A 12938-nucleotide genomic window follows, 5' to 3' on the forward strand; every position below is an offset into this window, starting at 1 on the left:
AGCCATGACTCCGATTTTCCCAGGCAGTGTGGACGCCGCGGGCCAGCGGGCCACCCTAGGCGTGTTGGGGGGCGGCCAGCTGGGTCGAATGTTTGTGCATGCCGCCCAGCGCTTGGGTTACTTCACCGCTGTGCTGGAGCCCGACCCGCAAAGCCCGGCCGGGCTGGTGAGTCACCACCACATCCAGACCGGCTACGATGACCCAAGCGGGCTGGCGCAACTCTCCCAGCTGTGCCAGGCCATTACCACCGAGTTTGAAAATGTGCCGGCCCAGGCCCTGCAAACGCTGGCGCTGACCCGACCCGTGGCGCCGAGTGCGGCCGTGGTGGGCATTGCCCAAAACCGCATCGCGGAAAAAGCCCACTTCTCGGCCTGCGCGGACCTGTCGGGGGTGAGTTGCGGGCCCTATGCGGTGATTGAAACGCTGACCCAGCTGCGGGCCGTTCAAAACGAGCGGGCTGATTTGCTGCCTGGCATCTTGAAAACCGCGCGTATGGGTTACGACGGCAAAGGCCAAGTCCGCGTGAAGAACACCGATGATCTGACCGCCGCCTGGGCGGAGTTGGGCAGTGTCGCCTGCGTGCTGGAAAAGATGCTGCCGCTAACCGCCGAGTGTTCGGTGCTGGTGGCGCGCGGCTGGGACGGACAGGTCGTCAGCTTCGCCCCGCAGCGCAATGTGCACGTCGATGGCATCTTGGCCGTGACCCATGCCTACGAAGGAAATATGCCGCCCGCCCTGGCAACTAGGGCCCGCGACGCGGCCGTTTCCATCGCGCAGCATCTCGGCTATGTTGGGGTGCTGTGCATCGAGTTTTTTGTGGTGGCAGACGGCAGCGAGCACGGCGGCCTAGTGGTCAACGAGATGGCTCCGCGCCCGCACAACAGCGGCCACTACACCCTGGACGCTTGTGATGCGTCGCAGTTTGACCTGCAGGTGCATACCATGGCGGGCTTGCCTTTGCCGCAGCCGCGTCAGCATTCTCCAGCCATCATGCTCAACCTGCTGGGTGACGTGTGGTTTGGCGCCGATGGTCAACGGCGTGAGCCGGACTGGTACTCCGTGCTGAGTTTGCCGGGAACGCACCTGCACCTATATGGCAAGTTGGACGCGCGCGCGGGCCGCAAGATGGGTCACCTGACCATCACCGGCCCAGATATCCTCAGTGTTAAAACCGTGGCGCAACGCGCCGCTGGCTTGCTAGGCTTGCCGGGGCTGGACGCCATCTAGGTGCCATTGTCTAAACGTGGCCAAGTCAACCTGACGCCGACGGTCTTTTTACTTCTGTCCATCATCTCTAGGCTACCTCAATGAGGCCTTTCCTACCAAAACGTATCACTTGCACTCAGCGGCGGCGCAAGCTATAACCAGTGCGCGGTACCACCGGCAAGTGGGGCCGGTACCATCTATTCCTTGATCATTTCGGCAAGAACGCGGCCATCTGCTCCGGCAGCGGATACGTGCCCTGCAGCCGCCGAATCAGCACAACCTCCCCTAGGTGAAACGAGAGATGCAAGGCCACCGCTTGCAGGACGAGGGCTTGCTCTACGACTTCTGACCCTTCGCCGCTCAGCTGCTGGGCGTGGTCTTGCAACTCAACCAGTTGGTGCTGGAATTCCGTAACAGCGGCTTGTAGCGCCGTTTCACTCGGGGGTACGCGCGCTGTACTCCAACTACGCTTTTCATCGAATGCCTCGGTGAGAACGGTTCCCCGTAGTTGGGCGAGCTGATGTGTTTGCCAGGCGAGCAAGTGGTGTAAAATCTGCCAAATACTCGCGGGAAATGCCTCTTGCTCCGCGCTGCTGCTGGCCACGGTCAGGTTGTCGAAGGCCTTGAAGGTATCAAAGGCTTGGGCGAAGTAGCGATTAGTAGCCATGGGCAGCAGCAGGGACATCGGATGTACGGTTCAACTTGTTGGACCCGCAAGGTCGGGGGTTGCTACGCCCTTTGCGCCCGAGGCAAGATACAAGAGAAGAACCCCGCTTGCGTTTTCTACTCAACGGTGAACATTCCCACAATTTCGTTTGTGTATATCCACCAGCACGAAGCGGGTGGTGAAACCAAGATCTAGCCCTCAAACTAGACGGGTTATCACGCGTAAGCGCAAACGTGTTTTTCGCTGACCATCCTTACCCATGCCAACCGCACATTCTGCTTTCCGGACCCTGCCCTTCCTCACTCAAATCGAGTTGGTCTGGGACGAAGGTCACCATCTTGCCACTCGCTACGAGGGGTCGGACACCCTAGTCCTCTATCATATGCAGGGCGAGTTCTTCGTGGAAATGTTCTATAATCACGTTGACAATGTGCTGCAAGAGAAGCTGCGCACCTTTGTGAGCCCAGCTTTCCTAGAACCTTATGCTGCTTCTATCGAGCTAGACGATTTAACCCGGAAATAACAGGGTACTCTCCTCACTATTGGTTAATAGTTTCATCAGTTACAACCCAACTTGTTTTGGTAGTGCGTGGCTGTCCCGGGCGGATACAGGGCATGCAGCGTTCACAGTACGAAATACTTGTATTTGCTCTTAGCCGACTAGGCTCTTCGGCATCTCGTCTCCGCCCAACATTGTACTACTCCCCACTGGGTGCTAAGTAGATCCCTAAGTGCTGGACGGCTTCCTCTAGGGCTTCAACGAGGCCGAGGCCATTTGCCGGCAATACAGCAGCCTGAATTGGCAATTCGGGCAGATGCGCTTTCCCGTACCAGCCCCGCCACCCACGACCCCGATATCTTCGTTGAGTTCAAGGACGATATGGAAACAGGTCGGCGGCCGCTACCTAAAATGACTATTTGGGCACGTCCCGGCTCTGCAACGGGTATGTTGTGGAGTATACCGAGTACTCAAACCTTTTGGCCACGGCCTGGCTATTTACTACCTTTTTGAAGTAAGTGCCTGGCTTTCTTCCTTGGAGCTGCACACGATTAACTTTTGCTTTGCTTCGTTCTCAACATGGCCTCATCCGTAGATATTACCGACATTACCCAAGCCATTACGGCTATCTTCGTCGGCACCGACGAACACGACTGGTCGCGCGTGCAAGCCGCCTTTGCCCCGCAGGTTCTTCTAGATTATACGTCTATGGCTGGTGGCGAGCCCGCCAGGCTAACGCCCGAGCAGATTGTTACTGCCTGGCAGGCCCTGCTGCCCGGCTTTGAGCACACGCACCACCAGTTAGGCAATTTTGATGTGCGACTGGTCAACGACCGTGAAGCTACTGCCTTTTGCTACGGCACGGCCACGCACTACTTGCCGCAGCCCACAGGCAGCAACGTCTGGACGGTGGTGGGCACCTACGAGTTCCACTTGGTGCGTGAAGGTGCGACCTGGCACACGGACAGGCTGAAGTTCAATCTGAAATACCAGGACGGCAATCTGGAGCTGCCGAATCAGGCCGCTGAGCGGGTGATATTGCGCAGTCGAGGCTAGTTGTTATTTCAGGCAGGTCATTGAAATCCATGTATGCCTGAATTTAAGCGTATTTACCACGTTACGAGCCTAGTCAACTACTGCCTGCGCAGCGGCGTCAATGAGCCTCTACAACTACATTTTGATTTGCGCCGGCTCAAGGACATGGCGGCCCGCGTGCGCGACCGGACCACGGAACTACAAACCTAACACCAGCAGCTTCAGTAGGTCAACGAGCAACTGCAACGCACCAACGTGGACCTAGATAACTTCATTTACACAGCCAGCCACGATCTAAGAGCCCCCGTTACCAACATCGAAGGCCTGCTCCTGGCCTTGGAGCACGAACTGCCCGCGGCCGGGCGGGTGGGCGACGTCTCGCATATGCTAATGATGATGCAAGAGTCGACCAAGCGCTTCCAGCGCACCATCCTGCTCCTGACCGATATTTCCCGTCTGCAGCAAGATACCACCAAGCTCCGGAGCAAGTGTTGCTGCCCGCCCTCATTGAAGCCATCCGCCTCGACTTACTGCCGTTGCTCGACCAAACCCAAGCCCAGCTGGAGGTGCAGGTGCCGACTGGGCTAACCCTGACTTTTTCGGAAAAGAACTTGCCGAGTGTGGTTTACAACTTACTTAGCAACGCGCTCAAGTATGGCCGCCCCGGTCGCGTGCCCCAAGTGGTCATCCGCGACCAGGCCCAGCCCGACTACCACGTGCTCGAAGTGCAGGACAACGGGTTGGGCCTGGACTTGTCGCATGGCCAGGGCAAGCTTTGGTGGACAGCCAGCTTGGTCAGGGCACCACCTTCCACGGGTATCTCCGGCGCTGACGACCACTCCAAGTCTGACGGCCATTGCCGAATACAGCCCGAAATAAAATAATAGCTCATCCCCTTACTAAGCGGCCCGCTTCCTTTATCAGGGCTATTATTACTCCAGCGTCGCCCATAGGGAATCCGTGTTCAACAAAGAAACAGGCGATTTATCACCTTCTGTATCAGACATCTGTACCCTGCTGCCGTACAGACAAGATATGAGTGACTATTCCTTGCCTAATGAGGCAGCTCGCCGCCGTGCGGTAGCTGCCTTCATTCGTTTCACGACGAACACTACCCTTGCTCCACCGCGTTATGAACGAGAACTCTTAGCGCGTTACCAGACCGGAGAGCTCACGATTGACGAGGTGTTGGTCTTGCTAGAGACAAGTGTCTATCATGTTTTGTACCGTAGCCAGACCAAGCTAGGCCTGGTGCTGCCCGACGTAGAGGCGCTAGTGAACTGGTCACGCCATTACAACCACGAGCACCATCTCACGGGCCTGCTCTTGTACAGTGACGACCGGTTTGTGCAACTCTTGGAAGGAGAGGAAATAGCAGTGCGCACCCTTTTCGCCCGGATTCAACAGGATGCGCGCCACACGCAAGTCGTCACGTTAAGCGAAGGCCCCGGCCCGCAGCGGTGGTTTGCCGAGTGGAGCATGGCCTGGGGCCAGATAGATCCGCTCGAACTCGAGCAGGTGCTGGGCACCGTGGAAACGCATGCACCGGTACCGGAGTCGATCACCGATCCGCACCTGCGAACATTGCTCCACGTATTTCATCAATTCGGCTCGAAGTTGGATTAGCACCGTTCACTTGCAATCCACGCTATTAGGTGCTGGTGAACACGATAACAAGCTCGTAGCTCGTTGAGTTAAAGAGAAGTTGGATAGTAAGGAAATAGTCCCAGAACCTGGTCATGCTGGCCAGAGAAGCGTTGATTGGTTACTAATAATGCTGTCGAAGCAAGGGATTTACTCAGGGAACGACCTAATCGAGCGATTATACCAAGCGCAGTTCTACCATCTGAACCAAAGCGAATAACGCTTTTGAAGATGGTGCACTGACTATAAAAATAGATATGGAAAGTAGCACAGCTCGCCGAGGAGCAAAGCAAGTCGGGAGCGTTGGGCCACGTGCGGATAAATTCGGTGGTTATGAGGCTTCGATCTGTGTTAAATCCTGCTGCGTCCGTGCACTACTACCAACGCGATTCTAGAAGTTTATTGGTGGCTACAGCAGCTTTCTGTACGCCTGCTCCGCTAGACGTGGTATTCAGGCCTTAGAAAATGCCTATCTGCTGACTATTTCATGCAGCGACATCCAGTAGTTTTACCACCAGGTGTGCGAAGGGGAGCACTTAGGCCGCCTCAGGCAGCAACCTTGTTCGTGAACGTGTTAGGCCAACTCACCTCGTTCTACGAGTACACAACCGCGCAGCGCTACGCCAGCTTTGTGCGCACCTACCCGACTTGCAGCACCACATTCCGCCGTATCATATCGCCTCCTACGTTGGGGGCAAGAGAAAGTCGCTGAGTTGAATTCGGGGTCGCGCGGCATTGTGGGCGGTGGCGCATTTATGCACTTAAGTGAATGACTGGAAGGGCAGCACAACTACACCTTTGTGTCGTACTATTCTTCTCTTCGTTATGCGTCGCACGCTCTCCCGCAGCCTCGGGCTGCTCATTGGTCTTGGCATGGTGTTTATCGGCCTGCGCTTTCTGCTGGCTCCCCGGACGGGAGCGGAAGGCTTCGGCGTGTTTCTACCCCCTGCCGATGTGCATTACGCCTTTCACTACGCCAAAGGCATCCGGGACGTGTTTTCAGGCCTGTTGCTAGTGGCCTTTGCCGCCCTTGGCTACGACCGACCCTTGGCATGGGTCATGCTGCTGGGTACACTCATTCCCAGCGTAGACCTAGCCATCGTGCGGGCCCAGCCCACCGCCTCGCTGCCGTTGGAACTACCGCACCTAGTGGCCATCGGCCTGCTGCTGAGCGGGGCGGCTTCTTTATTCAGCCAGTCTGCTCCCGTACCCCCCGCGAAAGGGTAACCTTCCACTCAGCTTATCCGACACTCGTTACGAGTCCGCTCTGGCCCGCCTGGCTGGTTACCTTAACCTTGTTTAGCAGTAGCCCCGGATACGGCACCAATGTCTTCTATGCCCGCCCCACCCTGCGGCGCGTTGATGAGGCTAATGGCACGCAGGTTCTGGATGCGTTGCGCGTAAACTCTGGCCGATGCCCGCGCCCTGCAAGCGCCTTAGGATAGTGTCATCGGCTGTGGGCTGAGGTGCTTACACTTCGCCCAGCCGGCCTTTCGGGATTGCAGGAACCCTGGTAAACCCGCTTACCCCTTGCATGGCAAGTTCCTTGCGCGGGCCAGCGAAATCTCGCGCCGAGGTAGCAGGCAGTAGGCTGCACCAAGTTGCCTGGTTGTCAGCTAGAACCAGCGAAATGCACCTGATTTGAGGCAGCCTCCGCTAGGGTGCTAAACAGTTACTCGAATACTTAACCTCAACTACTAAGTAGCCGGCCAGCAGGCTTGCCGCAGTTGATAGCCATTTGCTTTCTCTTACACTCTTACTACTTCATGTATGCGCCCTACTTCCATCAGTACCCTCGACCCCCAAGCCGGCCCGACCGTTTCGCAAGCAGGCGGCACCTATCGGGTAGTGGTCTCCGGCGACCAGACCGGCCAGGCCTATGCCATCATCGATATGCTGGTGCCACCCCACAGCGGCCCGGTGCCCCATGCGCACCCCACCATTCAAGAAACCTTTTATGTCATGGAAGGGGAAGTTGTTGTGCGCTCCGAAACCCAAACTTACGTGGCCAAAAAAGGGGCGGTGGTCACTATTCCACTGGGTGGCGCGGTTCATAATTTCACCAATGAGAGCACGACCCCAGCGCATATGCTCTGCGTAGTTGCGCCTGCCGGCCTCGATACCTTTTTCCTAACGGTTGGCCAGCCAATTGTGGCCGGGCAGCCGCTCGCCACACCGCCACCCACGCCCGAACAACAGCAGCGCATTGGCGCGCTAGCCAAGCAATACGGCCAAGAGGTCTTTCCGCCCGATTATTTTACCAAAAAGGGCTAGCGGGCGGGTTACGCTTCCAGACACTTATCATCCCTTTTTCGGAACTCTTCTCCGAAGGAAACGGGATTTGTGGCTTGGGAGCGTGCGCAAAGCGCGCAAAACAAATTTTGGCCTAGCTCAACAGAATTTTCGTTGAAGTTAAGAGCAGATTTTTCCTTCAGTTCTTGGGGAAAGCTGCTTTACATAACAGACTCGTGGTTCAGTCGAAGTACGCAATGCAAGGCTATCCTGTGGCTCAGGAAGGTGCGCCTGTGGAACCTAAGTACGCTGTTTGGCTTTCGGGCGGTCGCGTTCCGCGAACCTACCTTAGTCGTGCTTACTGGACCAATCCTGCTGGCCCCACTGCTGCAGCGCATCGATAATGGTCAGTAGGGCGCGGCCCTTGGGCGTGGGCGTGTAGCGAATCTGGGGCGGGACGGTATCCGCCACCGCGCGCTTCTCGACCAACCGCTCGGCCACTAACTCGGCCAGGCGCTTACCAAGCACCTGATCTGACAAGGTGGGAAAAGCGTGCTTGAGCTGGCTAAACTGGGCAACCCCATGGGCAATACGATGCAAGACCACCATCTTCCAACGGGGGCTGATGTCGCGCAAGACATCATTGACTGAGCACCACGCCGACAAAACCTGCCGATTCTGCGCGTTGGTGGTGCCTTCTTTCACGTTACTGGCCATAGGCAGAGAGGAGATGGAGGAGGCTCACTTTGGGGTGAGTTATTGGAGCGGAGATGGGCAATGGAGTCCTTTGCCGCATGAAACACTCACCCCTTACAAAGAAAGAGCAATATAGGATGGTCGACCACCAGGGAACACCCGTGCACAGTGACCGTATCGCAGTCAATGGCACGAACCTGCACTATCGCTTCGCCGGAACAGGTACCCCCGTGGTGTTGCTGCACGGCATACCCAAAACGGGGTATCACTGGCGGCATCTACTACCCCTACTCAGCGACCACTACACCGTCATCGTGCCGGATCTACGGGGACTCGGCGATTCGGATCACCCCGCCGACGGATATGACTCGGCCACGATGAGCGAGGACATTGGGGCGCTCATGGCCAAGCTCGGCCATGGCTCCTATCACGTGGTAGGCGAAGATTGGGGGGCAGTTATCGGCTATCAGCTCGCCGCGCGTCACCCGCAGCAAGTGAAGTCCCTGGTCTTTGCGGAAGCGTTGATGCCGGGCTTCAACTTCGAGCAGCATACGGCCTTGACGCCCGAAAATGCGGCGGGCATGTTTCTCTGGCACGTGGGCTTTTACTTTCAGGCGGATGTACCCGAGATGTTGATTGCCGGCCATGAGCGCGAGTTGCTTACTTACCTGCTCAGGTCCGAGCGCCTGTTCCCCGACACTGCCACGGCCGACGCCATCGAAGAATATGTGCGCTGCTACAGCCTGCCGGGCGGAATCCGGTCGATGCTGGCGGTGTACCGCGCCATGCTGGTAGACGGCGAACAGAATCGCGAGTTGTCGAAAACCAAATTGGCGCTCCCGGTCCTGGCGCTAGGCGGCGATGCGTTTATCGGGGAGCGTAATGAGGGCATCATGCAGCAAATGGCCCACAACGTCACCGGCCACGTCTTCCACGCCGGTCATGATTTAGCAGAGGAAGTACCCGAGGAGATGGCCGCCGTCCTGCTGCCCTTTTTGGCTGCCCATTCGTAAGCCGACGCCCTCAGGCCACGACCTGCGCCAAGCCCGCAAAAACTGCTCCTATAACTAAACGGACAAGACATACTGAGGGGCTTGGTCGGACAGCATGCGCTGCTGGGTTAAACTCGAGTTGGAAAGCCCATCGTTGTTTCGCAACAGGCCACTTACTAACTCTCAATTCCCTGCCTCAGCAACTTTGCGAACGTATGAATTCCGGTTGCTAACCGTACCCGGCTGCAAGGCTTGCTCTTTCAACACTTACTCCATAGGCCAAGGATACTCAATGAACCGGAGCGGAACCTAATAAATCGTTTAAGCAACACTGTATCTGTCTATATCTGCATTCCAGCAGGGCCCGAGTGAATTTGGGCTGGCGGGTAAGTTGACGCATTGGGACCGCACCCGCGACTTACCCCAACTCACCGTGCCGGTGCTCGCCATTGGCGGCAAGTACGACATCATGGACCCGGCCCACACGGAATGGCTTGCCACGCAGGTCAAGCAAGGCAATTCGCTTATTTGCCCGCAAGGCAGCCACATGAGTATGTACGACGATCAGCAAACCTACATGAGAGGCCTTATCAAGTATTTGAAGTCAGTGGATGACAGCTCGTTTCAGCCCGGCAGCAAACTCTGAGTTGTACTAAGAGGTTAGCCCTGTTTACAGGTATAGACCTATCCTAAATCAGCAACATGCCTTGTTTGGAAATAGGTTGTCAGTATGGTTAACCTACTTCCAGATACTACCGCGATGGTGCCGGCTTTACGGCCGACGGGGAGTTTGGCGACAACGTGCTGTATCACGCCGGCACGGTGCTCTACTGCAAGCAGTCGGCACAAGGGTATACTACACGAGCCCCGAGGTAACAATTTGTTGATGCCTGCAAGTTGACGTTCCTGAGCTTCACTACGTTGGCTGTACCACCGCCTTCCTTCTCGGGTGGTTGCCTGCTATGCACTCTTCGTCCATTCTATCCATTGTTTTGCTGGCCGTCAGTGGCTTAGTCTTGTTCTTGTACGCGGTGAGCCGCTTGGCGCTGGCGCTGCGCCAGGTGGTGGGCGAGCGGGTGAAAAACGCTCTGGACCGCTTTACCAAGACCGTGCCCATGGCCATTCTGGCTGGCACCGTGGTGACGACCCTGCTCGATTCCTCATCGGTGGTTATTATCCTGGCTATTGCCTTGGTAAGTGCCGGCGCGCTGCCTTTCCGCAACTCCTTGGGCGTGGTGCTCGGCGCCAATATCGGTACAACCATTTCCTCTCAACTCTTCGCCTTTGATCTAGGCCAATACGCCGTAGTAGCCATGCTGCCGGGCTTGCTGCTGTTGTCGCTCAGCAAAAAGCGCCCGGGTCGCACGGCAGGGCGGGCGTTGTTTAACTTCGGATTGCTGTTTTTCTCGTTGTTTCTGATCGGGGAAGCTGCGGCCCCGCTCAAAGACTACGAGGGAGTGCAGGCCTGGCTGCTCAAGCTGGAAAACCCGGTGCGCGGGGCGGGAGCCGGCGCCCTAATTACTTTGCTGATTCAATCGTCGTCGGCCACGCTCGGTATGGTCATCAAACTGGCGGCCAAAGGCTTGCTGACGCTGCCCGCTGGCATCGCCGTGATGCTCGGCGCCGAGCTAGGAACGTGCTCTGACACGCTGCTGGCCACCGTGGGCCGCGGCCGCGCCGCTTTAAAGACCGGCTTGTTTCACTTAGGCTTCAATCTGGTTTCTATCACGCTGGGCTTGCTGCTGATTGCGCCTTTCACGGCCCTGGTACTGCGGGTAGCCGGCCAGGCCGATGTTGCCCGCCAAATTGCCCATGCCCACGTCTTGTTCAACGTCAGCGGCGTGCTGCTGTTCGCTCCGCTGGTGCCGCTCTGCCAGCGTCTGCTGGATGCGTGGTTGCCCGAGCAAGAACCGGGGGCGCCGGTCCTGGCCCTGCCAGCGAGGTAGATAGCTACTTGATAATAATGCTCAGTGAATGGGCTAGGTAATATACGGTGGCGACTCGCATCTTATTCAACTTCATTTAATTACATAATATATCGGTAATCTACACGTCATACCTTGGCGCTACCTTTAAGCTAAGCAGCACTTAACGCCTTAGCAGTATGGCCAAAAACACTACTAAAGGAGTAACCAGACGAAAATTCATTAAAAATACGGCCCTGATTTCAAGCGGCGTCACGTTGCTGCCTTCTTTGCTGAGCAGCTGCGCCGACGATGACGACGGCCCCGTGTATACCGGCGGCGGCTTCCGCGAGGGCGTGGCCAGCTTCGATCCGTCCGCTACGGGAATTATCCTTTGGACCCGCTACACCCCGGCTGACAACGAATCCGGCGACGCGCTCATCCGCTGGGAGCTGTCCGATACCGCCGACTTCAACCGGTTGGCGGCGAGCGGCACTCTCCGGGCGGGACCAGCTACGGACTACACCGTGGCAGTGGATGCAACGGGCTTAACAGCCAACCAGAAGTACTTTTACCGCTTCCGCAGCGAAAGCACCCGGGCGGAATCGGTGGTTGGGGAAACCCGTACCTTGCCGCTGGCCGGCCAAGCGAGCAGCGTGAAGATGGCTGTCGTGTCGTGCGCCAACTACCAATCGGGCTTGTTTAACGTTTACGGGGCCGTGGCCGCGTCGGAGGCCGATGTGGTGGTGCACCTGGGCGACTACATCTACGAGTACGGCCAGGGGCAGTACGGCACCAACAGCTCGACGGCTGTCTTGAATAGAGGCCACTTGCCGGCCACCGAAGTGCTGAACTTAAGCGACTACCGCACCCGCTACCAGCAGTACCGCAGCGACCCGCAATTGCAGCTGGCCCACCAGCTCAAGCCCTTTATCTGCGTGTGGGACGACCACGAGCTGGCTAACGATGCGTACGTGGACGGAGCCGAAAACCACCAGCCTTCCGAGGGCTCTTACGCCCAGCGCAAGCAGATTGCCCAGCAGGTCTGGCACGAGTACCTGCCGGCCCGGGTTAGCAGCCCCGATAAAATCTACCGCAGCTTCGACTTCGGCGGCATTGCCCAGTTGCTCATGCTCGACACCCGCCTGCTCGGGCGCGACAAGCAACTGAGCTACGCCGACTACTTCGGGGCCGGCGGCACCTTCAACGCGGCGGCTTTCGCCACGGCCTGGCTGAATCCGAACCGCAGCATGCTCGGCACCGAACAGCGTACTTGGCTGGCCGCCGCCCTGGCCGGGAGCAGCGCCAAGTGGCAGGTCTTGGGCTCGCAGGTGCTGATGGGCAAAATGTACATCCCGGCCGAACTGCTGCCGCTAGTGGCACAGTTGGCCTCGGGAGGCGGCACGGCCGCGGTGTTGGCCCAGTACACGGCCCTGGCCACGCAGCTGATTGCCATCAAGTTGCGCATTCAGCAGGGTGACCCCACGGTAACGCCCACCGAGCGGGCCCGCGTCACGACGGTACTGCCCTATAACCTCGATGCCTGGGACGGCTATCCGGCCGAGCGGGAGCGGGTGTACGCGGCGGCCGGAGCCAAAAAGCTGGTTTCGCTGGCGGGCGACACGCACAACGCCTGGTACAACGATTTGACGACGGCCAGCGGCCAGAAAGCCGGGGTGGAGTTTGCTTGCCCTTCGGTTTCCTCGCCCGGCTTTGAAGCATTCTTCAACGGCAACGCGGCCACGGCGCAAAGCTTCGCCCAATCCAACCAGCTGCTCATCGACGACCTCAACTACCTCGACGCCTCGCAGCGGGGTTACGTGCTGGCCGAATTCAGCGCGACAACCGCCTCGGCACAGTGGCGGTACGTGGGGAGCCTGGACGTGGCCAGCACTTCCACGACCACCGGCAAGACGGTAACCGAAGCTTAGCAGAAATTGCGGCAGGGTTAATTGATATAAAAAAGAATGCGGGCAGAAGTTGCCCGCATTCTTTTTTTAAATCTCGATGCGCCAAACAGCTTTACTAACTGGTCTGCTTGGTTTTAGTTGACCCGCAGGCT

Annotated in this window: 14 protein-coding genes and 1 pseudogene; 13 read left to right on the forward strand and 2 right to left on the reverse strand. The window is 57.7% G+C overall.

Annotated features, from left to right (window positions below; all coding sequences use genetic code 11):
* The first annotated feature begins 4 nt into the window (after nucleotides 1-4).
* On the forward strand, nucleotides 5-1228 hold the full coding sequence (locus MUN86_RS27245; RefSeq protein WP_245127133.1) for a 5-(carboxyamino)imidazole ribonucleotide synthase: 1224 nt from the start codon (nucleotides 5-7) through the stop codon (nucleotides 1226-1228).
* Nucleotides 1229-1415: 187 nt separating this feature from the next.
* Here MUN86_RS27245 and MUN86_RS27250 read toward each other — a convergent pair whose 3' ends face one another.
* On the reverse strand, nucleotides 1416-1892 hold the full coding sequence (locus MUN86_RS27250; protein WP_245127134.1) for a DinB family protein: 477 nt from the start codon (nucleotides 1890-1892) through the stop codon (nucleotides 1416-1418).
* A 241-nt stretch (nucleotides 1893-2133) separates the two neighbouring features.
* On the opposite strand from MUN86_RS27250, the gene MUN86_RS27255 reads away from it, so the two are divergent.
* The 7 genes from MUN86_RS27255 to MUN86_RS27285 all read left to right on the forward strand — a co-directional run bounded on the left by MUN86_RS27255 (nucleotide 2134) and on the right by MUN86_RS27285 (nucleotide 7326).
* Nucleotides 2134-2397, forward strand: coding sequence for a hypothetical protein (locus tag MUN86_RS27255; protein ID WP_245127135.1), 264 nt, complete (start codon nucleotides 2134-2136; stop codon nucleotides 2395-2397).
* A gap of 555 nt (nucleotides 2398-2952) precedes the next feature.
* Nucleotides 2953-3429 (forward strand): nuclear transport factor 2 family protein, encoded by a 477-nt coding sequence (locus tag MUN86_RS27260; RefSeq protein ID WP_245127136.1) that lies wholly within the window; start codon nucleotides 2953-2955, stop codon nucleotides 3427-3429.
* A 33-nt stretch (nucleotides 3430-3462) separates the two neighbouring features.
* Nucleotides 3463-3618 (forward strand): hypothetical protein, encoded by a 156-nt coding sequence (locus tag MUN86_RS27265; RefSeq protein ID WP_245127137.1) that lies wholly within the window; start codon nucleotides 3463-3465, stop codon nucleotides 3616-3618.
* A 278-nt stretch (nucleotides 3619-3896) separates the two neighbouring features.
* Nucleotides 3897-4292: an ATP-binding protein gene (locus tag MUN86_RS27270; protein ID WP_245127138.1), complete on the forward strand. Its 396-nt coding sequence runs from the start codon at nucleotides 3897-3899 to the stop codon at nucleotides 4290-4292.
* 151 nt (nucleotides 4293-4443) lie between these two features.
* Nucleotides 4444-5034, forward strand: coding sequence for a BLUF domain-containing protein (locus MUN86_RS27275; RefSeq protein ID WP_245127139.1), 591 nt, complete (start codon nucleotides 4444-4446; stop codon nucleotides 5032-5034).
* A gap of 843 nt (nucleotides 5035-5877) precedes the next feature.
* A complete protein-coding gene (locus MUN86_RS27280; protein ID WP_245127140.1) occupies nucleotides 5878-6279 on the forward strand; it encodes a DUF4267 domain-containing protein in 402 nt (133 codons plus the stop codon).
* Nucleotides 6280-6822: 543 nt separating this feature from the next.
* Nucleotides 6823-7326, forward strand: a complete 504-nt coding sequence (locus tag MUN86_RS27285) for a cupin domain-containing protein (protein WP_245127141.1) — start codon at nucleotides 6823-6825, stop codon at nucleotides 7324-7326.
* A gap of 306 nt (nucleotides 7327-7632) precedes the next feature.
* On the opposite strand, the gene MUN86_RS27290 is transcribed toward MUN86_RS27285, so the two are convergent.
* Entirely contained in the window at nucleotides 7633-8001 is a 369-nt protein-coding gene (locus MUN86_RS27290) for a winged helix-turn-helix transcriptional regulator (protein WP_245127142.1), read from the reverse strand.
* Nucleotides 8002-8117: 116 nt separating this feature from the next.
* Between MUN86_RS27290 and MUN86_RS27295 the strand changes: the two genes are divergently transcribed.
* From MUN86_RS27295 to MUN86_RS27315, 5 genes and pseudogenes are all read left to right on the forward strand, one after another.
* Complete coding sequence (locus MUN86_RS27295; protein ID WP_245127178.1) at nucleotides 8118-8993, forward strand: alpha/beta fold hydrolase; 876 nt, start codon at nucleotides 8118-8120, stop codon at nucleotides 8991-8993.
* A gap of 370 nt (nucleotides 8994-9363) precedes the next feature.
* Nucleotides 9364-9618, forward strand: coding sequence for an alpha/beta fold hydrolase (locus MUN86_RS27300; RefSeq protein ID WP_245127143.1), 255 nt, complete (start codon nucleotides 9364-9366; stop codon nucleotides 9616-9618).
* 107 nt (nucleotides 9619-9725) lie between these two features.
* A pseudogene (locus MUN86_RS27305) lies at nucleotides 9726-9848 on the forward strand (Atu4866 domain-containing protein); the annotation flags it as partial.
* Nucleotides 9849-9934: 86 nt separating this feature from the next.
* Nucleotides 9935-10918, forward strand: coding sequence for a Na/Pi cotransporter family protein (locus MUN86_RS27310; protein ID WP_245127144.1), 984 nt, complete (start codon nucleotides 9935-9937; stop codon nucleotides 10916-10918).
* 158 nt (nucleotides 10919-11076) lie between these two features.
* Entirely contained in the window at nucleotides 11077-12807 is a 1731-nt protein-coding gene (locus MUN86_RS27315) for an alkaline phosphatase D family protein (protein ID WP_245127145.1), read from the forward strand.
* The last annotated feature ends 131 nt before the right edge of the window (nucleotides 12808-12938 follow it).

This window comes from Hymenobacter volaticus (assembly GCF_022921055.1).
Classification (GTDB): Bacteria; Bacteroidota; Bacteroidia; order Cytophagales; family Hymenobacteraceae; genus Hymenobacter; species Hymenobacter volaticus.